Genomic DNA, 26,579 nt, shown 5'->3' on the forward strand with positions numbered 1-26,579 from the left:
TGATCACGACAAGGAATAGGCCATGAAATCTCTGTTACCACAAACCGTCCTGGCGCTGTGCCTGGCGATGATCAGTGGCGTCACTGCAGCCGACAAATTCGATCCGACTGAAGATGCGCTGAACCTTATCGGCAAGATGAAAGTCGGCAAGTACGACTGGCCCCAATGGGGGGGATCGTCGCACCGTAACAACACACCCCAGGGCGAGAACATTCCTCACGAATGGAATCTGGACACGGGTGAAAACGTTCTGTGGGCCGCGCCGCTCGGATCGCAAACATATGGAAACCCAGTGGTCGCGAACGGCAAAGTCTTCGTCGGAACCAATAACACGCACGGCTATCTCAAACGCTATCCGTCCAAAATCGACTTGGGTGTGCTGCTTGCGTTTGACGAGAAAACCGGAAAATTTCTCTGGCAAGCCTCGTCACCCAAGTTGCCGACCGGTCGTGTTCATGACTGGCCACAACAAGGGGTCTGTTCCACCGTGTTCTGCGACGACAAACGTCTGTGGTACAACACGAGCCGCGGCGAAGTGCTGTGCCTGGACGTTGAAGGCTTTCATGACGGCGTGAATAACGGCCCTTACAAAGCGGAACCTAACGAGAACAAAGACGAAGCCGATATTATCTGGCGCTACGACATGATGGGTGATCTCGGGATTTCCCAGCACAACATGTGTTCGTGCTCGATCACCTGTGTTGGCGATCGCTGCTTCGTGATCACCGGCAACGGCGTGGATGAAGGGCATATCAATATCCCCGCTCCGAACGCCCCCAGCTTCATCGCGCTGGATAAGAACACCGGCAAATTGCTGTGGTCCGACAAGTCACCCGGCGTCAATATTCTGCACGGACAATGGTCAAGCCCCTGCGTGTTCGAAGCGGGTGGTCGTGAACAGGTCGTGATGGGTGGCGGTGATGGATGGATCTATAGCTTTGATCCGGCAGGCGATGGCAAGGGGGGCGCCAAGCTGTTGTGGAAGTTCGATGGCAATCCCAAGGAATCCATCTATTTGCTGGGCGGACGAGCTACGCGGAATCACATCATCGGCACGCCCGTCTTCTATGACGGTTATGTCTACGTCGGTGTTGGTGAAGATCCTGAGCACGGTGAAGGCATCGGCCACCTGTACTGTATTGATCCGACCAAAGATGGCGACGTGAGTCTGGAACTGGCTGTCTCCGCGGAAGGTAAGCCACTGCCACACAGCCGTTTGCAAGCCGTTGATACCGCCAAGGGTGACAAGGCGATTCCGAATCCGAACGCCGCCGCCGTCTGGCACTATGACTCTGTGGATCGCAACAAGAATGGCAAGAAAGATTTCGAAGAGACGATGCATCGCACGATTGGCAGCGTCGCGATCAAGAATGACTTGCTGTTCATCTCCGACTTCGCAGGTCTGGTCCATTGTCTGGATGCCAAGAAGGCCACGAATGGAAAGCCAACCGTCCACTGGACACATGACATGTTCTCGGCCGCGTGGGGGTCGGTGTTGATCGTCGAAGATAAGGTCTATGTCGGTGACGAAGACGGCGATATCACGATCTTCGAATTGTCCGACAAGCTGAACGTGCTGGCCGAAAACAACATGATCAACTCGATCTATTCGACTCCAATCTGCGCCAACAACACGTTGTTCATTTCGAACAAGAGTACTCTGTTTGCACTCAAGTCAGGTGCGACACTGAAAGGTGGCGTCAAGCAGTTGTCGGGTGAGGGCGGCAGCGCCGAGTAGTTTCTGTTGAGGCAACCCAGCCCGGGTTGACCTTGGCGATAGAACGAGGGATTTCAAACACCGCGGGAATTTTTCCCGCGGTGTTTCCGTAGACGGCGCCATGATTTCAAGATCACGGCATTTCGAAACGAGACGTGCATTTCGATCACCAGCAAGAAGCCGAAGATGAACGTCAGTCGCTCTCACGCGCAGGATCTGGATGGTGACTCGTCAGACGCGATTTCGTCGTCTGCGGCCTGGTGGCTGCTCGGTGCGATTTGCCTGCTGTTTCTCGCGATTCGAATCCCAGTGATGTATCTGCAGCCGGGTGGGATGGATGAAGAATGCTATGCGGTCCCCGGCTGGATGATCGCACGAACCGGAGTGCCGTCGTTACCGCACGTTCCGGCGCGGAATGCGGAATCTGTCTACTATCACGCAGAGCAGGGACTGTATTCGGAACCCCCTGTTTTCTTTTATTTTCAGTCGTTGTTTTTTCTCGCTCTGCCGCCGGTCTATGGAACGGGACGATTGGCAGCGGCCGTCGCGGGAATCGCGTTGCTGGGACTCATGTTTCAATTGATGCGATCCCTGGGGGCCCGTCGTTCGGCCGCGCTGTGGGCGGTGTTGTTATATTCGCTTTCTCGTTGTTTTTTCTTCCCGGCAATGCGCGCCAGACCCGAAATGCTCTGTGCAGTCTTTGGTCTGCTCGCGATGGAATGCCTGTTTCGCTGGATCGATACAAAACAGATCAAATGGCTGGGCTTCATTGGGATCTGTATTGGTTTGGGGGGACTGACGCATCCCTTCGCGATTGTTTACGCCGTTCAATTGGCCGTTTGGACAATGATCGTCGCTCGGGGCTGGCAGCGCCTCTTGCTGCCGACGATGCTCGCCGTTGTCGCAGTTGCTGTCACGGCGACGTGGCTTCCGCTGATTTGGCCACATCCAGATGTCTTTCGAATCCAGTTTCACAACCAGTTCATTCATGACGCGGGGGGAGGACTTTTCGCGAGGATGCTGAATCCTTGGGAATCGTTTGCGTACCATTGGTTTCGCCCAGTCGCGGGACTGGTTCCGCACCTCGGTCTGTGGCAAATTGGTTTGGCACTCGCTCCGCTCGTCTGGGTGACGGCGGAGGCGGTCAGGTACCGCGATCGGCGATGGTTGCCGATTTGCCTTTGCGCATGGACTTCGATGTATTTGATCTGTGTCCTGGTGGGACCACATCATCAAATTACCGGCTACTGGTGCTATACCGGAGCGCTGATGTACCTCTGCGTGGGCCGCGCGGTGGGCTCAATCTTGTCGTTCGGTCATCGCTGGAAGCCCCTGCTGCGAACGGCCTGGATGGTTGGTGTCAGTGGCGTGTTGCTCGTATCCCTTGTTCCCGGCGCGGGTTTGCGAGCGGTCGCGACACTTGTTTGGAAGCGGAACAATCTCAACTATAACGCCCCCGCGTTTGCCGACCACCTGATCCGTTCACTTCCCCGCGACGCCGCTTACGCCGTCGACACCGAGTTTGTATTCGATTTCATCGCTCATGAACGACAGGCGGTCTGGGCCCTGATGAATCCTACGATGTTTCTGGTCGATCAGTATCCCTTCGACTATCTGATCGTCAGCCGGTTCGCTCTGGACTCTGGTCTCGTCAAGGGCTTGCCGGTAGTCCTAGAACGCACGTTCGGGGACCGCGACGATTTGTTTGCCTGCTACTGTGAGGTCTATCGTCGCGTTGGGGTCGAGCCGGCGCCGAATGACAACGAGCAATAAGGCGGCTCGAACATTATTTCATCAGCAAGGCCGTCAGCGACAGGAAGGTGCCGCACCAGAGCAGCACGGCGGTAATGCCCGCCAGGGCGCCGAAGAATTGAAGCCGGCGTGATCGTGTCAGGCCATGAAGAGCGGCGAACATGCCGAGCGCGCTGAATCCCATCGTCGCGAACGAAAGCCCCGCCCCCAGCGCAAACACGCGGTTCTGAACGACGGCCTGTCTCCAGTCTTCGTAAAGCTCGGTTCGCACGATGGGCGAGATCTCGACCTGCCACCAGAGTCGATTCATCGGAGATGAAAACGTGCCGAAATCTTGTTCCACCCCTTCGAGATAACGATCTTTGACGGCGACCTCCACGATACGTGATTCGCTCAGGCAACGCAGTGCCTTTGGGTCGAGCCAACTGTGGTGGCGTTGATCGAAGTCCGCACGAAGCATCTGAGTGACCTTCACCCGAAGTTCGTTGTCGGCTTCTAAGGGCGTGCTCCACAATCGGCTCGAAAGGACGACCCGTTTCATCTCGGGCGTCGTTTCTTCGGACTGCTGCGTCCATGCGGGACGATTCGCCGTCGAGTTGGAAACCGGCATCGCGGTAACGTTGAGAGCCGTTGTCGTGATGTTGGCTCGTTCTGCGGGCGGGCGCAAGATGTCATATCCCTGATCGAAGATCGAAAGTGACTGCCAATTCCAATTCGCGTTCTGGTTGAGCAACACAAACAGGAGTATGACTCCGGTGGGAGCGATGGCAAATCGGCCGATCGTGCGGACGGCGTCGCGGAGATACGGAAGAGCAAGATCGCTCACGTTCACGGTCGCGACAGAGGGCTTGTACCCGACAATCCGCAAGATGACCGCCACGACGACAATCCAAAATGTCAGGATGACAATGGCCAGCGGCACCATGAAGAGAAGTTCGGGAATTCCAATTCCAGGCAATGTCATGAGAGTCTCCAGTCCGGCGATGTCACGATTCATCGCATGCTTCCTGGACGCGACCGCTTTTCAAATGGCCGATAGTCCGTCGCGAGTTGGACTGTGGTCGAGATCGCGCCCGCCCAAAGAATCGCGTACCACTGCGGGAACGAGATGATCACCGATGCCAAAAACGCGGTGAGCGCTGCGGCGAAAACGGGATAGATTTGAATGCGATGTCGCCGATGGAAATCCATTTCGCGCGACCAGCGTCGAAGTCCAAACAGGATGGCGAAAAAGAGGGCATATCCGAGCCACGTCGATTCGGTCCCTGCGACGGTCAGCGGTTGCGATCCTACCGACTTCACCAACGATTTGGAAATGAACGCGGTTTCCGGCGTGCTGATGAGCAGAAAGCGATCGACGAAGAACGCAAACGTTCCACACATCAATCCCGCAATCACTCGCACTCGCCATCGCGCGCGCTTCTTCCATCCCCAGCGATCTGCGACAGACTGTGAAATCAGTAACAGCCAGGAACAGACGATTGTTGTTGCGACGAAGTGCGCGACGTGCTCTTTGGTGGGGGTGGGAGACGACGTTTTGATGATTTCCAGCATCAGACAGGCCGTTAATGAAACGGCGGTCGCAATCAATGCGGCCGCTCCGCACCGCCGTGCAACATCAGAAATCTCGATGGCGGAATGGCCCGTCGTCGTTCCTGATCGGTTCAGCGGAGGTGGCGTTTTCAACGCATTGCGGGCAAGCGGCGGCGCAAACGACGGACGGCCATTGTTGATGGGATGGGATGGGCGTATCGCACGCCGAACAACAAGGGCGGACACTGTGATCAACGCCAGCATCATGGCAATGCTGGATACGCTCTGTTGCCTGAGTGCAGATTTCAACATGTCAGAGTTGATGACGGCGATTCTCAATGAAAACAGCAAAGCCAGCGCGGCCAGGATGAGGATGATCGGCGGCCTGCGGTACCATTCTGACGAAGCAGGTAGGGCGTGATTCTGTTGGTCCAATGCAGGAATAGTCCTGCTCGAACTGTTCGTGGCTGCTGCATTGACGGTGGGGTCGACTGAAGTGCGCGCTGCGATCGAAGGAACGAACGAGGATGCGGGGATCTCAAGCGGATCGGGCGATCCCTGTGCGTTGGCAAAGTCCCGTTCCAACGCGCGAACCGTCGATGTCCGCTTGCCGGGATCTTTCTCCAAGGCTCGGGCCAACACGGGCCGCAAGGATTTGGGAATCGGGGTCAGATCAGGCTGGACGGTCAAATGCTTCATGAGGATTTCGGCGGTCGTCTCACCCTGAAATGGGAGCTTGCCGGTGATCAGTTCATATAACATGACACCCAGCGAATAGACATCCACACCAGGGCCGTACTGACCATTGGCCACTTCGGGCGCCATGTAGTAGACCGTGCCGACGCTTTGCGTCTGCAATCGTTGTCGATCGCTGTCGATTCGCTTCGAAAGGCCCACGTCGCCAATCTTGACGATGCCGTTTTCGCGATAGACGTTGGCTGGCTTGAGGTCGCGATGCACGATTCCCCGCTCGTGCAAATAGGCCACTCCGGCGACAAGACCCTTCAGCCAGTCTCGCACTTCGTCTGGCGGCAAACCGTTGGGAAACGAAACGAGCACATCTTCAAGGCTCGATCCCGACACGTACTCCATCACGATCCAGCGATCGCCCAGGCTGTCTGTCTTCAGGTCGTAAAGCGAGACGAGATTGGGATGCTTGAGGTTCAAGCACTGGGTGACGCCCCGAATTTCGACGTCGCGTTCCTCATGATGCAGCAGTTTCAGCGCGACTTCTTTCCCGGCGTCACTGTGCGCAAAGTAAACTTCACCGAAGCCACCACGGTGAATGCCGCGTTGGATCGTGTAACCCGCGAGGGGCCTGGCTCCGGTGTGGTAGGTGAATCGCATGCGATCAGCCAGAAAAGTCAGAGTGTGATGCGATTGAAAACGCACGAGCCCATCCAGGGGCTGGTGTCGCTACCAATTTCAGGTCGAAGGCGGTCTCCGTCAACATTTCTTCAACCGTTGGAAGAGATCCTCGCCGTGGCATTCCATCGATCATCAGTGTAACGCAAGAACCCGCTTGCCAGATCATTGTGGGAAAAGCTCGATCCCGTTCTTTTCTCTTTTTCCCGTCTTCCCCTCATCCTTCCCTCGTTTCCCTCGTTACCAAGCTCCGCTTGGTAACGCCTACTGCGCTCGCGTCAGGTGGTCTCGTCGGGTCATCTTTTGAGTCCGGCAGGGCCGGCCATTCGAAACCGAAGCGGATTCAATTCAGATGATTGATCGGCCCCTTATGGCAACGCTGTTCCGCATTGTGGGTTGAGTTTCAAGTTCCAATCAAGGCGAGACACAAGTTCGTAAGTATCTCGTGGCCGATGTCTTTTCCTTAGGCCCAATCGGGCCGGCCAGCCTCCTCGCCAAGGTCGAAGGCGTCCTCGCCGGAGGCCCTGGAATTCCCACATCAAATTGTAAAAGGTCTGAAGGACCGCTCCGTCTCATTTCTGTTGCGAACCAATGCCTCGAAATCGACAGGTGATCCATCGGGAATCGAAAGAGACTGTCCGGTCCTTCATGCCTCAGAATCGTCTCGCTATGATCTCGTTCAGGGCCTACGTCGAAGACGCCTCCGACCCTGGCTAGCAGGCCGACCCAGCCCGTCGGGGTCCTTCGGTCTCCTCTGGGCTGGTGGAATGGTTGGGCCATCCGCCCCGCACGAACTGCCACGGTTGGTCCAAAATCCCTCGTTACCTCGTTACCAAGCTCCGCTTGGTAACGTCTCCTGCGCTCACGTTTTCAGTCGATCAGAACTGTGGCCTGTGACCTTCGCACACGCTTCCGATGAGGGGGAAGCGTGACCAAGCGGGAGCTTGGTCACGAGGTCACGAATGAGTCCATTCCGATGTGCCGATCTCCCTCTTCGGACCGTGAACGGGTCACCTCAACTTACTTCACGACGACCGCCGCTTCCGGAGCCTTTTCGGAGTTGAAGTAGGCATCGATTTGCTGGTCGAGATCGTTAGGGGGTGTCGGCGCGACATTGTCCACGGGAATCAATCCCACGAACTTGCCTTCGACGTCGAGCATCTTTTGTTTGACGTCCAGTTGTCGATTGAGCTCGGAAATCAGTTTGCGGGCGTGGCTGAGATTCGAATCGTCAATCGCCAGCCGACTGACCGTTTCGGCGGCTTGAACCGTGTGGATCCGGGCCGCGAGTTGTTCGAGTTTGACCTCGAGTTCTTTTTTGGCCTGCATCATGCTGTCCAGCTTTTCACGATTGGCGGCGAGCGTCTGTTCGCGGGCCGTCAGAATCTTGCGATCAGCCGCCAGAACTTCTTCGGCCACTTTGAATCGCTCGAAACGCGAGGCGAGATCGCGCTTCACATCCGCAGCACTGTACGACGTGCGGGCGTAGACAAACCCGGTCCGCCCACTGCCCAGGTCCGTGCGCAGCGTCAAGATCGCCTCCTTCTGCTTGCTGACATCGCCTTCTTTTTGAGTCAGTGCCAGTCGCAATTGCTCGATGTCGACCTGTTGTTCGGCGACCACATGCATGCACTGCCGAATGTCTGGGACCAGTTGATCGACCAGGGTTCGCGCACGTTCCATTTCGAATTGGATGGGGACTTCCGCTTTCACGGCATTTCGTACGTTTTGACAACCGGCACGAAGGTAACTGACGGCCTCGCGCCCAAAGACAAATGTACTCAGCAATCCCGCCACAGCCAGCCCGAATAATCCGCGTTTCAACATTCTGAATCCCCCCTCACACCTGCAAGTGAAACTTCATCCGATCCGGCGAACGAATCGCGCGGTGTTCACCAGTCATTCGCAGCTCGCCGCGAAATCTTGGAAGAAATTTCAAAGAAATCGAGATTTCCCGAAGAATCCTGAACCGGCTGAAACGTGAGCTGGTATTTCGCAGGTAGGACAGATCAGCACCTTACTCGAAATCGGGACGATGCTTAAGAATCGCCGGTCCTGGACAATGGCGTCGTAACTTGAACAGTCGCATGCCTGTGCGTTTGTTCTCGTCTCCGCGGCAACTCGTTCGTGCCGATGGCGAAGGTGCGTTGGAATTTGGTTCTGGTCTGCATCAGTGGCGGGATCTGTGTTGTCATTCCACAAGTTGAAACGGGAATGGTGTCGCGGAGGTAAATGATGTCACTGAGGAATTGATGTCACTGAGGAATTGATGTCATCCGGGGCGATTCGATGGATGGTCCGGCAGGGATGATGACGATTCATCAGAAACAATGACCATTCAAGGATGGATTGGTTGAAGAGCCGTTCTTCGCGAATCGTTGCCACAAGTTTGCGAGACGAACGCTGTGCGACGAGAACAGCTCAGAGATAAAAATCGCTCTGAGACGACGACAAGGGATTGATCCGGTCAGCGCGGGCCACTGCGCGATTAAGCATGACGCTGCTGATCTGAATACGCAGTTTCGCTGAGCCACCAATTTTGGAATAGGGAATCTTCATGCGTCAAATTGGTCTGACCCTGCTGATCGTTGCGGGATTGGCTTCGCAGGTTTGGTCCAGCGACACCGCGACGCCCATTCTCGGACAGAAGGTTGCCGAGTTCACATTGAAGGATGCGCGTGGCAAGCCGTATTCGCTCAGCCAGTTTGCAACGAAGCCCATCGTCGTGCTGGCCGTCTTGGGGACCGAATGTCCGCTCGCCAAGCAGTACGCGATCAAACTGCAAAAGCTGGCCGAGCAGTACGAAGATCGTGGGGTGGTGGTTCTTGCCCTGGATGCCAACCGGCAGGATTCTCTCGTCGAAATCGCGGCGTTCGCCAAAACGAACTCGCTGACGTTCCCCATTCTCAAAGATTTGAATCAGCAGGTGGCCGACGCCATTGGCGCCACCCGAACACCCGAGGTCGTGGTGTTGGATGCGCAGCGCGTGGTGCGTTATCGCGGCCGTGTCGATGATCAATTCGCAGTGGGGGGGAAATCACGTAAGGTGGCCACGCGCGATGACCTGAAAATTGCCCTGGACGAATTGTTGAGCGGCAAGGTGGTCAGCGTTCCCGAAACCTCGGCCATCGGGTGCCTGATCGGTCGGGCTCGTGAAGCGAAAAATGATGCGACCGTGACCTATTCCAATCAGGTCGCTCGTGTCCTGCAGAAGCACTGTGTCGAGTGTCATCGTCCTGGTGAGATCGCGCCGTTCAGCCTGACGGACTATCAGGAAGTCGCGGGCTGGGCCGACATGATGGTGGAAGTCACAAGATCGCAGCAGATGCCTCCGTGGCATGCCTCGCCCGAGTTTGGTCATTTTGCCAATGAGCGGCGGATGGCGCCCGAAGAACTGCAGATCCTGCAGGATTGGGCCGCGGCGGGTGCGCCGGAAGGGAACCCGGCCGACCTCCCCGCTCCGAAAACCTATACCGAAGGCTGGCAGTTGCCACGTCAGCCGGACCACGTTGTCTGGATGTCGGACAAGACCTTCAAAGTTCCGGATACCGGTACCGTCAAGTACCAGTACTTTGCCGTCGATGCTGGTTTTGCGGAAGACAAATGGGTGACCGCCGCGGAAGTCATTCCGGGCAATCGTGCGGTGGTCCACCATGTCATCGTCTTCATGTCGACCGACGACAAGGTTTCTGATGAAGAGCGGCAGTTTGTGACGGCATATGTGCCCGGATTGCGAGTCACGCCGTTGCCCAAGGGGATGGCAAAGCGGGTGCCCAAAGGGGCCAAGTTCATCTTCCAGATGCACTACACTCCGAATGGCGTGGCGACCGAAGACCGGTCCCAAGTCGGTTTGATTTTTGCCGATTCCGCGGATATCCAGTACGAAGTCAAAACGGCCGTCAACGTCAATCGCCGTTTCAAGATCCAGCCGCAACTCGACAATCAAGCGTTCGATTCGCGCGAAGTCACGTTCCCGATTGACGTAAAACTGCTCTCGCTCTCACCGCATATGCACTTGCGAGGCAAATCGTTCCGCTATGAATTGACGCTGCCCGATGGCACCACGGAAACGCTGCTCGACGTACCGCACTATGATTTCAACTGGCAAACGGGATATCGATTAAGCGAGCCGCGGACATTGCCCAAGGGGGCGAAAATCAAAAGCTTCGCCGCATTCGACAACTCGCCAAACAACCTTGCGAATCCTGATCCCTCGAAAACCGTGACCTGGGGCGAGCAGTCCTGGGATGAGATGCTGCTAGGGTATTTCGACATCGCCATCGATCGAAAAACCAGTGACGCCATGGCCCAGACGGCAGCATCCGGAAGCAAACCTCGTGACCCTCAAGAGGTCGTCAAACGTGTCCTGCAGGCCGTCGATAAGAACAAGGACGGCAAGGTCACGCGCGATGAGATCGGACCCACACAAAAGCCGCTCTTCGACAAACTCGACACCGATAAAAACGACATCGTGACGCGCGAAGAAATCCTCAAGGGCCTGCCGGAACTGATGAAGCTGTTTCCGTTGCAGTTGTAAAAGACAGGCCTCAGTCTGACGGGGATCGAGGTGTTGATCTGGAGCGGGCCGTCACCATGATCGCTTTGGCTGACTGCACTGGCAATTCGCCGACTGCTTGGTTGGCGAATTGCTCCGCGTGTTCCCTGTTGTTCTCTCGTAACCAAGCTCCCGCTTGGTTACGCCGCAGCGATCTCATTTTTATGAGGGAGCACGTCTGCGGCCAATGGTCGCGTCGAGCGTTCTCTTAAGTCCCGCAGGAAATGTCACGGTTGGCTCCCAATTCGCAAGCATGCCTTCACGGCAACGCCGTGAAGGCATGCTTGCCACGGCAGCGATCGGAGGGTGTTGTACTAAAGGGGACTGGCACCTTGCGGAGTCAGTCCCCTTTAGTACAACACGCCGTTTGGCTTACCGCTCTGAAATTTCGCCGACGACTTTGTTGGCGAAATGTTCCGCTTCCGAGAGGTCGATAAATCCGTCCGCGTTTTGGTCCAGTTCGTCAAAACTGGTCAGCTCGCCAAGGAACTCGCCCTGCGAAACTTCACCGTCCCGATTCTTATCCATCTTGCGGAACCAGATCGGACCCAGCGGTTTCTCGGTCAGCTGTCCGGCGATATTCATCCCGGCCGGCATCGTGATTCCCCCGCCCAGGACATTCAACGTCCCGCGTGAGACCGTCAGTTGATACTGCAGTGGAATTTCATTTTCGGACAATTGCCCGTCATGATCGCGATCCCAAAGGGGCAGCTTTGCCGCAGCGGCCTGTAATTCACGGAACGACAGGCGGCGATCTCGGTCGGAGTCCAGGATTTCAAAAAGTGTCCGCCCCTGTTCGGTCACGGTCAGGATGGTACGGCTGCGAGCCGCATCGAAACGCATCTTGAAATAAGGCACTGCCTCGTCCAAAAACAGCTTACCGTTTTGATCGGTGTCCAGACTCTGGAATGTGGCGCCAAGGAATAATGCTTCGTTGGCCTCGGTACGTTCGAGATACCCATTGTTATCTTGATCGAGCATCCTCCACAGCGGTTTGAGAAACGGTTCGATCGTGGTGGCGTCGTCAAATCGTTGGCGGTTGATGCTGAGTTGCGTCGATCCCAGGTTGACGTTCACCGCACCGTCCGAGGTGATGACAATTCTGTCGTTCAGTTCAAGGCGGCCCGATTCGGCAATTAACGGTTCCAGCGAGTCACCTTGGATCGTGATAGTCAGGGCTGGTTCGGGAGTCGTCAAGAATTGCCGCAGTTCATCAAAATCCAATTGCCCATCCCCGTCGCCGTCGAAGCGATCAAAGGCCTCTTTCGTCAAACCCAATTCCTCGGGATTCAACTTCTGATTGCGTGATGGCGCTGATTCGGGCGCGGACTTGAACTGGGCGCTTGCCACGGCTTTGGGGCGAGCATTCACGTCATACTTCTCGATGAGCCGCCGGAGTTGCTTCGAGAGCGATTCACCTGAACCGAGTCCTAGGAACGGGGGAAGTCCCTGCTGAGCGGTCACCGTCATCTGAACCTGGTTCTGTCCCGGGATGTTGATCGGGTTCAGTTCGGCGATACTGATCGTTTCGTCCCCGTCGAGATCAAACTTGCGCAAGGTTTTGAGCGCACCCATCAGTTCTTCGGTCGACAGTTTCCGATCGCCATCCAGGTCCAGGCGGGCAAATAGGGGCGGTTCCGAACTGGTTTGTGCCTGCCTGCCTCGACGATTGGCCCCTGTCTGTGCTCGGGTCTGGAACTGCATGACGAAGGGGTGCAGTCCGATCCGCTTGAAATAGGTCAAAAGTTCCGACCGCGAGATCTTGCCATCGGCAGGGCTGACGTCGGGTATCAGATTGGGCGAGACCACTTCCGTTGTGGGGACCAGTTGTGCTTGCACAACGTCGCGCGGCGTCAGAATCTTCCCACGGGCTTCTTCGACCGTAACGACGGAATCGCCGTTCGCATCGAGCGATTTCATCAAGTCGTCGACGTAGCTTTCGAATAGCTGCTGGGGAGAATGGCCCGCAATCTGGATTTGAAATTTCATGACGATCACGCCCGAATCACCCAGATACGTCACGTATTGCGGATTGTCCCGCACATCGTCTGCAAGGACGAGCGTGGTCATCATCAGCAATAAGAGGGGGGCGTAAAGTTTCATGACGTCCGGCTACAAGATCTCGGTAATCGGCTTGGCCGAGGGGTCCGCCAGTCGAATTGGTCGACCGACGTTGGAGATGTTCTGTTTCATCGAGTCGAGTCCCAGGACCTGGCACATTGTGGCGAACAGATCCTGCACCGATACGGGGCGATCTTCCACTTTCATGCCATCCGCGGTCGTCCGGCCGATCGCCTGACCGGCTTTGATTCCGCCGCCGCAAAGCACCGAGGACCAGGCATTGGGGAAGTGGTCGCGGCCGATTTGAGGATTGATCTTGGGGGTTCGCCCGAATTCGCCCATCCAAAGGATCAACGTCGAATCGAGCAGTCCGCGGCTTTGAAGATCGGTCATCAGCGTGGCCCAGGCGGGGTCCAGCACTTGCAGCAGGCTTTTCAGCGCGGTGAAGTTCTGCGTGTGCGTGTCCCAGGCAAATGTCTGGTTGTTTCCCACACCATTGAGAGAGACTTCGACAAACGGGACACCGCGTTCAACCAATCGACGTGCGAGCAGGCACGCTTGTCCAAACTGATTTCGTCCGTAGGCCTCGCGCAGGGAAGCCGGTTCGTCATCGAGATTGAAGGCCTTGACCGCCTCGGACCGCATCATCCGTACAGCCGCCGCGTACGCCGACCGGTGGCTCGCGGATGTCAGGCCCGGACGTTCCGCGCCAAAATCGTTCTCCAGATCGCCGAGCAGCGAGAGGCGTGCATCGGCTCGCGCGATGTCGATCCCCTGCGGCAACGCCAGATTCTTGACGGCCAGCGATTGGTCGTAGGCCATGCCGTTCGCAGTGGGGGCAGGGCGATTGGCATCGCCGACGATCAGCGGCGCGAAATTGGGACCGAGAAAGCCAGGCCCATACGCCGCCGGACTGAATTGTGTATAGGGAGCCACCGCAACGAAGTTGGGAAGGTCGGAATTTTCTTGTCCCAGTTCCTTGCTGAACAGCGAACCCAGCGTCGGATAGTCGATCGGACCTTGCGGCAGATTACCTGTTCGCAGCAGATACGTCGCCCGCGTATGATCGCCTTCCTTGGTACTCATCGAACGGATGGGAACGCAGTGGTGCATCATCTTCGCGACGTTGGGCAGATGCTCGCAAATCTGAATCCCGGGTACGGACGTTTCGATCGGCTTGAACGAGCCGCCGTTCTCATGGCCGGGCTTCATATCGAACGTGTCTGTTTGCGATGGTCCACCGGTCATCCAGAGCAGGATCACAGAACGTCGTCGCCCCGGTGCCTGGCTGGCTTCCTCGGCCAAGGCCGGCAGCCAGCGTGACATCGATGCACCGAAGGTGCCGCACGCCGACAATTTCATCATGTCACGGCGGGACAGTGGGGATGTGGGTCTCATAATCAAGCTCCACTCAAATCAAAAATCAAAGTGGTCAATGGGCGGCGCTAGTGATTGAACAGGAATTCAGAGCTGTTGAGCAAGGCCCAGAACAGGTCGGCCAGCGCCTGCTTCTGATTTTTGGAAGGACCGCCTTCGTCGACGAATCGAATCAGACGGTCCAGTTCTTCGGGGCGAGGCTTTCGCGTGAGTGTCGCCAGATACAGGGCCTCAATCCTTGCGGCTGTTGTCATCCGGGGGAATTCGGTGATGGCCGTCAGCGTCGCGCTCTGCTCCAGGCTGGTTGCCGATGCGGTGAACTGACCGTTCATGAGCGCCAGCGCCTGCAGGATGGATGTCTGTCGCTCGGTCGGGGATTTGTTGTCCGGGGCGAACAGTTCCAGAAATTCGATCTTCGGCGTTGATTGATTGAATTGGAACGGCTGCGACGACTCGAACGGTTCGAGATATCCGATCGCCACGGCGATCGAATCAAACAATTGCTCGCCCGTCAGGCCCTGGACGGCCATCCGTGCGAACTGCTGCGGCTCACTTTGGCTCGGATCTGTTTTCCGGCTGCTGCGCTGATAGGTCTTCGAGGCGACGATTCCGCGAATCAAAAACTTCACGTCGAATTGATGCGCCGTGAATGATGCCGCCAGTTCATCGAGCAGTTCGGGATGACTGGGGCGGTTGTTGGCGCCGAAATCATCCACGGGGTCAACAATTCCCACTCCGAACAGATGGCCCCAGATGCGGTTGGCCGTTGATTTGGCGAAGTAGGGGTTCTGTTTCGACGTCAGCCAGTCGGCCAGGGTTCGACGCGAACTGATCTTCGTCCGCCATTGCGGCTGCGTACCGTCGAGGTACGTGGCCTGCACGACGGTCTCGTGGTCTGGGATCGTTAGCTCGCGGCGGTCGAACACTTCTTTGACTTGTCCGATCGAATCGTCGGTCCGGTTAATCCGCTCGATCCCGGCGAAGAATGCGGCATAACCCCAGAACTGTTCCTGCTTCCAGGCGTCGTAGGGATGATTGTGGCACTGGGCACACTCGATGCGAATTCCCATGAACATTCGCGAGGTCGCGGCCGCCAGATTTTCGGGCTTGATCTGCTTCGTGGTGAAAAATGCAATGGGCGAAAGGCTGCCCGGGTTCTGCATGACCGAGGTCATGCCGCGTTCTCCCGCCAGGGGCGTTGTCAGCAATTCATAAACGAGCGCGTCGTAAGGAGTGTTGTTGCCTAGGTGCTGCCGCAGCCAGGCCTGAAATCCGGGTCGCTGTGCGAGCGCCTGAAAATCCGTCGCCGATTCGGGCAACATGACCCGCGTCCAGAAATTACTGAAATTTGTGATGTACTGAGGGCTGTCCAGCAGATTGTCGACCAGCCGCCGCCGGCGAAGTGGTGACTGATCCGCCAGAAACTTGCGCGCGACAGAGACGGTGGGAATCGTTCCGCCAAGGTGCAGCGAAACGCGACGAAGGTATTCGGCATCGTCGGCGAGCGCCGCTTCCGTCACTTTGTCGGATTTCCATCGAGCCGAAATCCGGCGATCAATGGCATCCGCGAGATCCTGCACATCGTCGGCAGACACGATCTGCGGCACAGTCAGCACAACCGCGGATACGGCGACAATCGACATGGCCACTCGACACAGCCACCCTGCGTCCATCATTCTGGATCGACAGCCATCGATTTCGCTGGCCAGCAGGGGTGGGGAATGTCTCATCAGGGGCCCTCGGTAATCCGTCGCGGCATGACGTCAGGAATGTGTCTCAAGGAATGACCTGCCAACAAAAATTGCGCGAAGCGTACGGCGACGCCCAACAGATGAAATGCGACAGAAGAAGCAAGGCAGACTAAACACGCTGCAAAGATCAACCGCTCTCTCGAATCACTCTCACAAAGAGCAGGTTCAGGGCGAACGCAGATTATTGGCGATTTCCGATCGAAAACGTTTTGAGGAACTGTGACGAAGGAGATACCGTAAACATAACGCCGTCGATCACGAAACCCACTGTGATTTTCGGCGATCTGCGAAAATCACGGAAGGCGAACTTGACCGCTTGACCATGAATTCGGGAATCATCGTTGTTACCATGATTCTTTTTACAGACGTAACGTCTGATTTGTCAAGCGAATTTCCGTTTCTTCCCGGCAAATCAAGGGGATTTGGCCACATTTTGCCCATGAATTGCCTGAGAAGTTTGCCCACAAAATCTGTGGGAAAATGATCCGACTTGAGCGTGTTGCCGTTCAAATTCCTCGCCTGGATCGAATGGTACGTCTGCGCGGCATCAAAATTGATCGGCAGGTTTCTTCGTGGCGAGTGTTCTCAAACAGCGGAGTGGGCCCATGTCTGATTTGGCGGAGCCGCGGCGAGCTTCTGGAAGACCTCTGTACATGGTGTGGATGGTCTTGCTGATACTTGGTTTCACCGTTCTGCAAGTCGGCATCGTGGCAGGTGTTTACCTGCTGAAATTTGGGGTGCCCACGATGGCGAAGCTCATCACCATGAAGGTTCCGAGCTACGCTCAATCGACCTGGTGGAACAACCGCATTGTGTATCCGGTCATCGTCGCGGGCAGTCCATCCCAGGATTCGGGGGGCAATCTGTTTTCGTTCGATCCCGAGACGGGCGATTCGCAGCAACACCACGTGACGATTCCGATCCCCAAAACGGGGATGGTGGGCGACGAGGACACCTTGTGGTGCGTGTCACCCTCGACGGTCGTTTGCGTGAAAGACGATCAATCGACCGAGGTGGCTCCGAAGCATTCGCTCAAAATGCCCTGTCCGCCGTTCCTTTATGAGCAGCAACCGGCGGTGTTGGACTGGGTTGCAAGCAATACTGTCTTACTTCGAGCCTTCGATGGAGCCGACTGGGTCGATCGCGGGAGGGTTGAATTCCCCTCATTCCTGAGTCGGACCGCCGATGGTTCGAATCTCTTAGTTGCGAATTCGGTCAATGAAGCCGTGACGGCGGCTCAATCTGGCCGATTCTCGCCTCTCGACATTCGTGTCATTGTGGAAGGCGACCAGTTCCACGTCATCGTTTCGGACGGAGTTAACGTCGCCTATCGATCGGGGATCCAGTTCGTGCCGCAGGCTTCGGCACTCGTACCAGAAAATGTGGCACATTTGACCACGCTTGAGGGCTGGGAGGATGTCTGCCACATGGCGCGCGGTGCGACCGGGAAAAAAATCTCCTGGGCAGCAGGAGTGGTCGCGGGCGAGCCCGTCGTGTTGACGGCCACGTCGACCAGCGCGGCCCCGTTTGGAAACTCCACGGTCACGGTCTTTGCTCGACAAGAAGGGAAGTGGGCCGAAACATCACACCTGACCACGCCCGCGCTGATGAATCTGTTTGCATTCACTAACGGCGAACAGACGTATGTGGCGGGGCAGCCGCCGGTCCCTTCGCTTCGGTTTTACAAGTTGGTGAACCATGAATTGCAAGCGACGGGGACCTTCCTGAAAGCACCATCGGCATCATCGCAGGACAGCATTGATTATCTGGGGCGCAGCCAGCAGTGGGTCTACTGGCCGGTGATGGTTGCCTTTGCACTGGCGGTCACTTGGCTAATGGGAGTCTATACGACACCCCAGTATCAGTTTGGCGTACAAACGGTCGAGCTGGCTTCGTACACGCGACGGATGATTGCACGCCTGATTGACCACGCGCTCTTTCTGATTCCTATGTATTTCGTTGTTCGAGCCTGTGGTTTCGCGACGCGTGAAGGAATCGAAGAAAATATGGACCGCATGTTCGATTTCGGTCCCGATAGCATGCTGCTGCGCTATGTGTGGATGATGTCGAGTATGTTGGCGCTTGCCGTATTTCTGTTGATCGTCAACAGTGGGCTGCAAGCGCGGTGGGGGATCACGTTTGGCAAATGGATTTGCGGGATTCGGACCAAGCGAGCCACGCTTCGGCCATGTGGTTTCTTGCGGGCCATGCTGCGCGAACTGCTTCTGGTTGTGGATACGATTTTCGGGATGACGGTCATTCCTGCCACGCTCGCCATTGCATTCACGAACGGTCGACAACGGCTGGGCGATCTGGTGGCGGATACGATTGTCATCCGCCACAGACGCTCCGCACTGCGATCTGATCAATGATTAACACCCCTTTGAAATCACGGGAACTGGCATCGCCCAAGCTCTAAAACGCCAGGACCCCGCGATGACGAAAGTGCGTGACGCGCGGATTTCAATCGGCGGCTCAGACTTGATCGTGGTGGCAGGACCGTTTTGGCCTTTGGGTGAAGATCGATGACCGGGCTCGGACACCTTGCCATTTTGACGATTTGCGGTATCCGCTCCGAATTTGCCCGGTATGATTTGAACTGGACCGGTATGGCATTGCCGGGGCGCGCGGCTCGAACGTGCGGACATGTCGCCGTTGACGGACTGGGGTGAGATTGATGTCGTTGCAGCATTTCAACAGGTGGTTGAGGATCGGCGTCTGGTCGTGTTTCACGGCCGTCTTGCTCAGCGGCCTCGATCACGTGGCGGGGGCGGCCGAGAATCTCTGGACTGTCCAGAAGCTGAACGACAGCAAACCTTGGGATCGATTCGTGGGATCGCCGATACCCATTCGCGTGGAAGGTCGGATGGGACCATTTGGAAATGGTCAGTTCAGGCTCATGCGGTGCGATGTCAAGTTCACGATCGACAACACCAAACTGCGGACGGTCACGAACAAGGCGTCGGTCGAGGTGACCGGCCAGTTCAAATCGGAAGGGAGCAAGCTGGAGTTCGCCGTCACCGACCTCAAAGTCGTACCAGGGTACCTGGAACAGTTTGACTCGCGGGTGGCCAAAATGCGTTTGCCCAAATCCCAAGACTGGGTCGAACTTGGTAAGTGGGCGAGCGAACGAGGTCAGTTCTACGAAGATGCCGACATGTTGAAAAAGGCCCATGAGGCCTATTCTAGTGCGATCGATGCAGACTATCGGGCCTTGAAGTCGTCCGATGCGGCGGGGCGTTTTGAGCTCGCCAAAAAGATCAATGAGTATCAGTTGCCACAACGCCGCCGTTTGGAATTGATGCACGAAGGGTTTCGCATCGAGTGGCGGTCGGCGCAGAAGGTCGAACCGCCCGATCCCGCGGTCTGGAAAAAGTTGGCGCTGCAGATCACGTCGGAATTTCCCGGTGTCGAGATCCCGTTGGAATCGATTCCGCAGGAATTAAGAGACGCGTACGAACAAGACGCGGATTCGACGTATCGAAACGCGACCGATGAGCAACGCCCCATTCTGCAGCGATTGTTGCTGATTTCGATCCTCAAGAAATCGTTGCTGTTCGGTGAATCCAGAGACGGACATGACGGTGACGAAATCGCCGCCCAGGTCGAGAAATTGATTCCAGAGGAAAAAGGGCTGGCCGAAAAGCATCGAATGGCGCGGCTCGCCTACGGATTGGCGCATGTCGGGACGGCGACGCGACCTGAAGTCGAAAAACTGTCCGCGTCATACCGCGAGCGAGGGCAGGCGCAAAACGCCGATCTGGCCTTGCTCGGCTGGATCAAATCCCACGAGCCCCGATTGAAGGGAGATGGTGTTCCCGGCTTGATGCAATTGGCGGATGAGTACCTCACGCTGCTCCATGACGAGCGTTCGGCAATCGAGTATCTGAAGGATGCGTATCGTATTGATCCGACGTTCGAAGATCTGAAGGCAAAGTTCACCTCGCTCGGTTATCAACTCAAGGACAGCCGCTGGATCAAGCCTCAGGCTGATCGACAGTCGCGTGCCGAACCCGTTGCGCAATCGTCGGCGGGAATCAGTCAGGGGATGACAGCCGCCCATCTTCGCCGACTCTTGGGCGAGCCGCGAACCGTGTCACGAGCGATGACCGCGCGGGGCACGACCGAAGTGTGGAGTTTCGGTCCGCTGGGCAGTACGCCGCTCGTCGTTCGCCTCGAGCAGCGAAGTCGGGATACCGAGCCCAAAGTGACCGCCTTCTCGGCGCAATAAACTCTCGCTCGGCGATTGACGGTCCGCATGGGGCTTGAAGATCTGTCACCACGCCTTGACGAATCGGTCCGGCATGTATCAATTCGTGACAGGCAACGCCTGGATTCGAAAGAGGTTCCTCCCGATCTTTAACTTGGGGGAGGACTTCCACTACACTCGTCAGGGAGCCAAAGAGAGGGAGACCATTTTGAGCGATTACGTTGAGCCGTTGGGAAAGCGAATTCTCATTCGCAAAGACGAGAGTCGTCAGACGACCCGCGGTGGCATTGTTTTGCCCGACAGTTCCGAGATCCCCACGATTACCGGCCGAGTGGTCGAGATCAGTGTTCAAATTGAACGGGATGATGATTTTCCGATCCGCAAGTATGACAAGGTCTTATTCCACCCGAAGCATGCGATTCCGGTGGATTTCGAGGCGGATAACTTGTTGTATGTCGTTCCTATCGAAGACGTTGTTGCCATTTTTCGCCGCGATCCCGCAGCCACGTTGCGACCGCGACACGCTGATGATTCCCCCGCCGATGAAGACCTCCCGAGCAGCGAAGAATAACCGCTCGGCCACTCTGTCCTGATCGGCCTGCGAGCCTTCGGCGTGCTGACCTCATGGGGACTGGCTCCGCAAGGCGCCCATCCCCATGAGATCAACGCTGTGAAGCCAATCACGCGCCCCGCCGCCGGGTGACCCAGCGCGTTCGGTGCAGTTTCTGCCGGTGACACAACTCACATTGTGAGTTTGGAGGAACCTGTTAAACTGTGCAGAACCGGTCGAGCCATTGTATGGATGCTTCGGTTCCCGGTGTCATAACACTTCGTTTCGATAGGGTGGGAATGCGCTTCGAAACCTCGCAATCCACGCCGTCTTATTTGGATCGTCGCCTGCAACTTCGGATGTTGTCGTGCGTCGGTGTGATCTCCATTGTGATGGTCACACTCAGTCTCGCGCGTCATCGTTCGTCGCCGCCCAGCACTGTGGATCAGAGATCCGCAACGGCCGTGGCGAACTTGAGCTTTGCCGCAGCGCCGATTGAACACCGTGTGTTGAAACCGGATGAAGTGATCATTCTGCCCGGTGAAGAACTTGAAGTCGGGGACGCTCAAGTTACTGCCCACGCACATCAAGGTCCGCGCGGCCAATGGGCGGATGACGCTGCCGATGACGAGGCTTCCCACGATCGCGTCAAAGTGAAGGCTCGCCTTCGAGCCGACGACCCCGCGAATGGGGACCTGTTTCAGCCGCGCGAGCTTGAACGATCGGGCACCAGTCCATTGTTCGAGCGTCGTCACGTCGCCAAGCCGATTCATCGCGATGCGAATCGACCTCCGACGGATTCGCTCTGGGATGACGTGACGGAAACACCCAAAAAAACCAACCCGGTCCGAGGGCGCGTGCCCGAGCGTGCGGTTCCACTGGACCGAAAAACGCCGGAGTGGTACGAGCACGCCGAAAAGCCAGCGGCACCGCCGCGCAGTGATCCCCTGGCCGGCATTATCGGCCGAGACGATGTGGATCCGGACGAGATCCCACGCAAATCGCCTGTCAGCAAGCCCGCACCCAGCCGTCGGGATGAAAGCCAGATCGTGCCACCTCGGTCGAAGCCGTTGCTGGATGACGAGGCACCACCGCGTCGCAGCCAGCCCGTGAACGACCGCCGGTTGGCCGATGATCGGACATCGCCCGGCGATGATAGCCTGTTCGATTTGACCTTGCCGCCCGTGACGGCTTTGCCGACGCGAAAGAAAGAATCTCCCTCAGGAAATTCGGATTCGTTCAGCGATGCCGTCGAACGCGGAACGCGCGCCATTCCCATCGACCTTCGTCGACGTGATGACGGCTGGCGAACGGGCGGTGCCACGGAATCCGAACGAGACTCGGAACGCCGCAGACTGGCAACCGTCGAGATCGATAAGTCGTATCTGGATGTGGTTCAAGACAACACGATGGGCATCCGTCGTGAAGAAGCCAAGCCCTACTACTGGTTGTTGGATCATGCACGAAGTGTCGCCGCATCAAAACTCGAAAAAGCCGGGCGGCGCGATGTGCTATATCTCAATCTCATGACCGAGCCCGATCAATTTCGCGGCGAGCCCATTACGATCGAAGGCGACTTGTGGCGTTTGTACGAATACGAAGCCAGTCGCAATGACTATGGGGTTGAACGGGTCTATGAAGGTTGGGTGTTCACGGGCGATTCGGCCAACAACCCTTACCGCGTGGTTTTCACCAGCCTTCCTCGTGGAATCGAACCGGGCGAAAATCTGCGGAAGCCTGTCCGCCTGACGGGATACTTTTTCAAGCGAGAAGGGTATCCGTCGAATGGCGGCGTGCACTTCGCACCCACGCTGCTGGCACGTCGAATCGGAATCAATCCGATGCCGAACGGAATTCCGCTGACGTCGGGAATCGTACCTTACATGATCGTGGTCATCATGGCGGTGGGGCTGGGACTACTCGTCACAACCGTCGGATTTGCTATCAGCGATGAGCGGTCCACGCGACAGGGACGGCAGCACCGCGGCAACCAACCATTGTTGTCGTTTGCGGGTCTGGCGGTTCCTTCGCCGGTTTCGGTTGAAGAATCGCTTCGTGAGTTCGCCGAGCGTGAACGTCAGACCGCGATCAGCGGGGCCTATGGTCCTCTGCTCTCACGACAGGCGGCGCGCGAGCATGCCGTCCATAGCTATTCGACATCCAAGCAGTTTGCGATCGATGATCAGCGCCGGCAACAGGAACGGCAGAACGGGATTCTGCAGGATTGGTCCGCACGGCAGAAAGCCGTACAGTCCGAAAACGAGCTGGCGCACGGCACCAGATCACGTTCAGTTCGTGTCGGCTGGCCCGGCGCCGACGACCTCGATTCCGACAACCTGGCACCCGTTCGCGCTCTCGTGCCGAAAGGGAATTCGCTGTCGCGGACAGTACCAGAACAATCTTCGCTTGCGGTTCCGTCTCGGACACCATTGCCGACTCAAACCGTTGCGGCGACGACGGCGGAACCACTGGCATCAGTCTATGCGGCGCGCGTTGCCGAACCACAGCCGGTGCATGGCCAGACGCAGCCCAGTGCCATCGCACAACCGTCGATTCCCACCAATATTTCCTACGGTGCATCAAAACTGTCGGAATGGGAAGACGAAGTCGCCAAGCTGTCGAATCGGTCCCGCTCTCGCGGGGTTTCGTTGGGGACGATCACCGTTCCAGAGACATCGAACTCGACCCAAATCGAACAGGACCGCATCGCACGTGAACGCGTGATTCGAGAGCGCGTTCAGCGACAGCAGGAAGAATCCGAACAACAGCGTCGTGAACAACGTGATCGCGAACGGATTGAGTTCGAACGTCTGGAACGTGAGCGCATCGAACGCGAACGACAGTTGCGCGACCAGCAAGAGCGTGAACGGCAGGAACGACTTCGCGTTGAACGCGAACGGATGGACCGTGAACGCCTCGAGTACGAACGCCTTGATCGCGAGCGAGCAGAACGAGAACGTCTTGAACGCGAGAGGGTCGCGCGCGAGCAGACGACGTCGCGGCGCGAGTACGACCGGACCGCTGAGTCCGCTGAAAACGCGTTTGACTCCAGCGAGATCGCGGATTCGACGGGCTCATCATCAGCAGCCGACAGTCCACGCGAATCCGGCAAGCGTCGCGGTGGGGGCTGGGGTTGGCCCGCGCGCCGAAAGAATAAAGACGAAGAGATCGAACCGAGTTCTGAAACATTCGACGAATCGTTTGAATCGACCGAACCGGCTGCGGAAAGCGATAGCTCAGGTGAGCCTCGCAAACGTCGGGGTGGCTGGGGCTGGCCGCGACGCCGTAAAGAGTCGGAACAGACACCGGACAGCGATGAGACTTTGTCGGATGACAGCGGGGCAGAGAGCGACGACTCGCAACAATCCTCATTCGGCTGGGGACGTCGCCGCAAGCATCGACGAAATTGGCGGAATAGCAATGATTCGCCCGAATCGTGATGTTGTGCGCCATGAGGTCTAATGAATGACTCAATGCCATCACGGTCCGTCCTGTGCGAGCAAGAAATCGCCCGGCGATTGACACTCAAACAACACTGGCGAACGACTCCCATTGGCCGCCATCATCGCAGGAAACCGGTTTAGTCTTGTTTCACGAGGGCGAGTTGCACGATGAGCGCATTTGACCCTTTGTCGCTATTGAAACCTCGACGAAAAGTCACTGGGATCTCCGCGATCCTGTTGCCGTTCACTCAGGCGGGCGACGTTGATTGGCCGGCGTTTCACGCGCATGTGCAACGGACTCTGGAATCCGGTCTCACTCCTGCGGTGAACATGGACACTGGCTACGTGAATCTGCTGGATCGCGCCACTCAGGATGCGGTGCTGCAGCAGACACGAGAGGTTGCTGGGGGGCGTCCGTTTGTTGCCGGTGCATTCGTATCCGATGGTGAAGGAGATGCTTTCCGGCCGGACGAGTATGCCCGTCGCATTGAGGTCATTCAGTCGCATGGTGGGACGCCCATCATTTTTCAGTCCTATGGATTGACCCGTCAATCGGGCCCGAAAATCGTGGCATCCTACGAGAAATTGGCTCGAACCGCCGATCGTTTCCTGGCGTTTGAATTGACGCAAGATCTGGCTTCGTTTGGAGCGATTTACGATCTGGAAACGTTTGCCGCGGTCATGTCGATTCCGCAGTGCGTGGGTGTGAAGCATTCGTCGTTTCATCGAGAGCCGGAATGGCAGCGCCTCGTCCTGCGGAATGCCAATCGTCCCGAATTTGTCATCTTCACTGGCAATGATTTTGCCATCGACATGATCATGTACGGCAGCGACTACTTGCTGGGGCTCAGTACGTTTGCTCCGGATTTGTTCGCGCAGCGGGATCACTTTTGGGAAACGGGTGATCCCCGGTTTTACGAGCTGAATGACCAGTTGCAGTACCTGGGCTATTTCGCCTTTCGTCGTCCATCTCCTGCCTATAAGCATTCGGCGGCGCAGTTTTTGAATCTCCGCGGCTGGATCAATTCCAGCCATACGCATCCACAATCGCGGACGCGCCCTGATTCGGATCGAGACGTGCTGCGCGAACTGGGCCAGCGTCTGGGCGTGGTCTCGCCAACCTGAATTCCTTCCCAATCAGTCCTTGGCACACACATTGCTGCTCCGTTTGAATTCGAGGCTGACCGATTTGCGGACAATTCCGACCGGCCCGGTTCATGAACCGAAAAATACGATCCGGTTGGAATAGAAGTCATCGCGTCGAGCCGATTTTCGCGATTCAATATGTAAGATGGGCAGACTTTCTTGTGTATTCCGCAGTAGAGTTGAAGGACGAGAGACGAAGCCAACCGGCAACCGTGATTCAACTCGGTGGTGGGGAATTCGGGAGGCGACTCGATGTCAAAAGAGAGTTGGAAGTTCTGGGGCGTGGTGCTGATCGCCTGGGGTTTTTACAGTTGCTGGCACATGGGATATCAGTCTGGTTATGCAGACGGTCATGCAACAGCCTGGGGGATGTATGAACAGCCCTATCTCAAGCAAAACCTGGCCAATTCCGAAACCTTTTACGAACCGGACGAATCCTTCGAGTCGGCCGCGGTTCAAACCAGTCATCCTTAGCAGTCGCTTCAAATAAAGGGGACTGGTTCCGACCGGCCCCAAAAACGTCACCGCATCCTGAATACCACGGTGCCTATCCCCTTTCGTTTCGCAGGCTCGTTGGCGCTGCTCGTACCGCAGGTGTCTCAATCACGCGGTGAGGCACGTGTTTTGAGCCGAATGGTTCCGAGGTCGAGATCTCGCTGGCCGTTCACTTCAATCAACATGAATGGTGACGTTGGATTCGAGTATCGCCCTTCGAATCGGTCCTCTTCGCCCGCGAGTTTCTGCTCAACCCATTTGAATTCAAGTGCGTACTCTCCATGAGGGACGCCGTCGCCGTTCACATAGGTGCTGAGCATGAAGCGGCCGCCATCACCGGTCCAGGTGAAGAATCGGTTTAAGTAGCGTTCACGTTTTTCCGCCAGCCCGTGCTGCGGCACGTACTGAATATGGATGTTGGCCCGAGGAACATCATCAACCAGCACGATTCCTCGAACACGTCCCAAAGGAACTTTGTCCGTAATTGCGGGGCGTGCAGACCGTGAGCAAGAGACCGAAATACAGACGGTGCTGAATAGTGCGAGAACTTGAACGTGAGCGTAGATCTGTGCTGCGAACCGACGCCTTGTCCCGTGGTTCGTTGGTGGAAGCTCGGTCGAGGAT

Annotated in this window: 16 protein-coding genes; 9 read left to right on the top strand and 7 right to left on the bottom strand. The window is 56.8% G+C overall.

The annotated features are described in order from the left end of the window. Window positions 1-22: 22 nt before the first annotated feature. Window positions 23-1,738, top strand: a complete 1,716-nt coding sequence (locus OSO_RS0133145) for a BamB-related PQQ repeat family beta-propellar protein (protein ID WP_010587176.1) — start codon at window positions 23-25, stop codon at window positions 1,736-1,738. Window positions 1,739-1,903: 165 nt separating this feature from the next. Continuing rightward, entirely contained in the window at window positions 1,904-3,490 is a 1,587-nt protein-coding gene (locus OSO_RS0133150; protein ID WP_010587177.1) for an ArnT family glycosyltransferase, read from the top strand. 13 nt (window positions 3,491-3,503) lie between these two features. On the opposite strand, the gene OSO_RS0133155 is transcribed toward OSO_RS0133150, so the two are convergent. The 3 genes from OSO_RS0133155 to OSO_RS0133170 all read right to left on the bottom strand — a co-directional run bounded on the left by OSO_RS0133155 (window position 3,504) and on the right by OSO_RS0133170 (window position 8,194). Next, window positions 3,504-4,466: a regulator of G-protein signaling domain-containing protein gene (locus tag OSO_RS0133155; RefSeq protein ID WP_010587178.1), complete on the bottom strand. Its 963-nt coding sequence runs from the start codon at window positions 4,464-4,466 to the stop codon at window positions 3,504-3,506. Continuing rightward, entirely contained in the window at window positions 4,463-6,394 is a 1,932-nt protein-coding gene (locus tag OSO_RS48940) for a serine/threonine protein kinase (protein ID WP_157605816.1), read from the bottom strand. Before OSO_RS48940 ends, OSO_RS0133155 begins: the two co-directional genes overlap by 4 nt. A gap of 993 nt (window positions 6,395-7,387) precedes the next feature. Further along, on the bottom strand, window positions 7,388-8,194 hold the full coding sequence (locus tag OSO_RS0133170; protein ID WP_010587181.1) for a hypothetical protein: 807 nt from the start codon (window positions 8,192-8,194) through the stop codon (window positions 7,388-7,390). A gap of 730 nt (window positions 8,195-8,924) precedes the next feature. Between OSO_RS0133170 and OSO_RS0133195 the strand changes: the two genes are divergently transcribed. Then, a complete protein-coding gene (locus tag OSO_RS0133195; RefSeq protein WP_010587182.1) occupies window positions 8,925-10,904 on the top strand; it encodes a redoxin domain-containing protein in 1,980 nt (659 codons plus the stop codon). A 390-nt stretch (window positions 10,905-11,294) separates the two neighbouring features. On the opposite strand, the gene OSO_RS0133200 is transcribed toward OSO_RS0133195, so the two are convergent. Genes OSO_RS0133200 through OSO_RS46105 form a run of 3 tightly spaced genes read right to left on the bottom strand, consistent with a single transcriptional unit; the run spans window position 11,295 to window position 16,090 of the window. Next, a complete protein-coding gene (locus tag OSO_RS0133200; RefSeq protein WP_010587183.1) occupies window positions 11,295-13,025 on the bottom strand; it encodes an EF-hand domain-containing protein in 1,731 nt (576 codons plus the stop codon). A gap of 9 nt (window positions 13,026-13,034) precedes the next feature. After that, on the bottom strand, window positions 13,035-14,381 hold the full coding sequence (locus tag OSO_RS0133205) for a DUF1501 domain-containing protein (protein WP_010587184.1): 1,347 nt from the start codon (window positions 14,379-14,381) through the stop codon (window positions 13,035-13,037). A gap of 47 nt (window positions 14,382-14,428) precedes the next feature. Further along, window positions 14,429-16,090 (bottom strand): DUF1549 and DUF1553 domain-containing protein, encoded by a 1,662-nt coding sequence (locus tag OSO_RS46105; protein WP_083843044.1) that lies wholly within the window; start codon window positions 16,088-16,090, stop codon window positions 14,429-14,431. A 626-nt stretch (window positions 16,091-16,716) separates the two neighbouring features. Between OSO_RS46105 and OSO_RS0133225 the strand changes: the two genes are divergently transcribed. From OSO_RS0133225 to OSO_RS0133260, 6 genes are all read left to right on the top strand, one after another. Then, on the top strand, window positions 16,717-18,483 hold the full coding sequence (locus OSO_RS0133225) for an RDD family protein (RefSeq protein ID WP_083843045.1): 1,767 nt from the start codon (window positions 16,717-16,719) through the stop codon (window positions 18,481-18,483). Window positions 18,484-18,788: 305 nt separating this feature from the next. Then, window positions 18,789-20,342 (top strand): hypothetical protein, encoded by a 1,554-nt coding sequence (locus OSO_RS0133240; protein WP_010587188.1) that lies wholly within the window; start codon window positions 18,789-18,791, stop codon window positions 20,340-20,342. 187 nt (window positions 20,343-20,529) lie between these two features. Then, window positions 20,530-20,892: a co-chaperone GroES gene (locus tag OSO_RS46110; protein WP_040593630.1), complete on the top strand. Its 363-nt coding sequence runs from the start codon at window positions 20,530-20,532 to the stop codon at window positions 20,890-20,892. 278 nt (window positions 20,893-21,170) lie between these two features. Continuing rightward, window positions 21,171-24,311, top strand: coding sequence for a hypothetical protein (locus tag OSO_RS48945; RefSeq protein WP_010587190.1), 3,141 nt, complete (start codon window positions 21,171-21,173; stop codon window positions 24,309-24,311). A gap of 171 nt (window positions 24,312-24,482) precedes the next feature. Beyond that, window positions 24,483-25,439, top strand: coding sequence for a dihydrodipicolinate synthase family protein (locus OSO_RS0133255; RefSeq protein WP_010587191.1), 957 nt, complete (start codon window positions 24,483-24,485; stop codon window positions 25,437-25,439). Window positions 25,440-25,712: 273 nt separating this feature from the next. Beyond that, window positions 25,713-25,934, top strand: coding sequence for a hypothetical protein (locus OSO_RS0133260; RefSeq protein WP_010587192.1), 222 nt, complete (start codon window positions 25,713-25,715; stop codon window positions 25,932-25,934). Window positions 25,935-26,059: 125 nt separating this feature from the next. On the opposite strand, the gene OSO_RS51095 is transcribed toward OSO_RS0133260, so the two are convergent. Next, a complete protein-coding gene (locus OSO_RS51095) occupies window positions 26,060-26,401 on the bottom strand; it encodes a hypothetical protein (protein WP_157605818.1) in 342 nt (113 codons plus the stop codon). Window positions 26,402-26,579: the final 178 nt, after the last annotated feature.

It is taken from the genome of Schlesneria paludicola DSM 18645, from assembly GCF_000255655.1.
GTDB lineage: Bacteria > Planctomycetota > Planctomycetia > Planctomycetales > Planctomycetaceae > Schlesneria > Schlesneria paludicola.

Coding starts and splice junctions, on each gene's coding strand:
- OSO_RS0133145 (WP_010587176.1), top strand. CDS start 23: ATGAAATCTCTGTTACCACAAACCGTCCTGGCGCTGTGCCTGGCGATG.
- OSO_RS0133150 (WP_010587177.1), top strand. CDS start 1,904: ATGAACGTCAGTCGCTCTCACGCGCAGGATCTGGATGGTGACTCGTCA.
- OSO_RS0133155 (WP_010587178.1), bottom strand. CDS start 4,466: ATGAATCGTGACATCGCCGGACTGGAGACTCTCATGACATTGCCTGGA.
- OSO_RS0133170 (WP_010587181.1), bottom strand. CDS start 8,194: ATGTTGAAACGCGGATTATTCGGGCTGGCTGTGGCGGGATTGCTGAGT.
- OSO_RS0133195 (WP_010587182.1), top strand. CDS start 8,925: ATGCGTCAAATTGGTCTGACCCTGCTGATCGTTGCGGGATTGGCTTCG.
- OSO_RS0133200 (WP_010587183.1), bottom strand. CDS start 13,025: ATGAAACTTTACGCCCCCCTCTTATTGCTGATGATGACCACGCTCGTC.
- OSO_RS0133205 (WP_010587184.1), bottom strand. CDS start 14,381: ATGAGACCCACATCCCCACTGTCCCGCCGTGACATGATGAAATTGTCG.
- OSO_RS46105 (WP_083843044.1), bottom strand. CDS start 16,090: ATGAGACATTCCCCACCCCTGCTGGCCAGCGAAATCGATGGCTGTCGA.
- OSO_RS0133225 (WP_083843045.1), top strand. CDS start 16,717: ATGTCTGATTTGGCGGAGCCGCGGCGAGCTTCTGGAAGACCTCTGTAC.
- OSO_RS0133240 (WP_010587188.1), top strand. CDS start 18,789: ATGTCGTTGCAGCATTTCAACAGGTGGTTGAGGATCGGCGTCTGGTCG.
- OSO_RS48945 (WP_010587190.1), top strand. CDS start 21,171: ATGCGCTTCGAAACCTCGCAATCCACGCCGTCTTATTTGGATCGTCGC.
- OSO_RS0133255 (WP_010587191.1), top strand. CDS start 24,483: ATGAGCGCATTTGACCCTTTGTCGCTATTGAAACCTCGACGAAAAGTC.
- OSO_RS0133260 (WP_010587192.1), top strand. CDS start 25,713: ATGTCAAAAGAGAGTTGGAAGTTCTGGGGCGTGGTGCTGATCGCCTGG.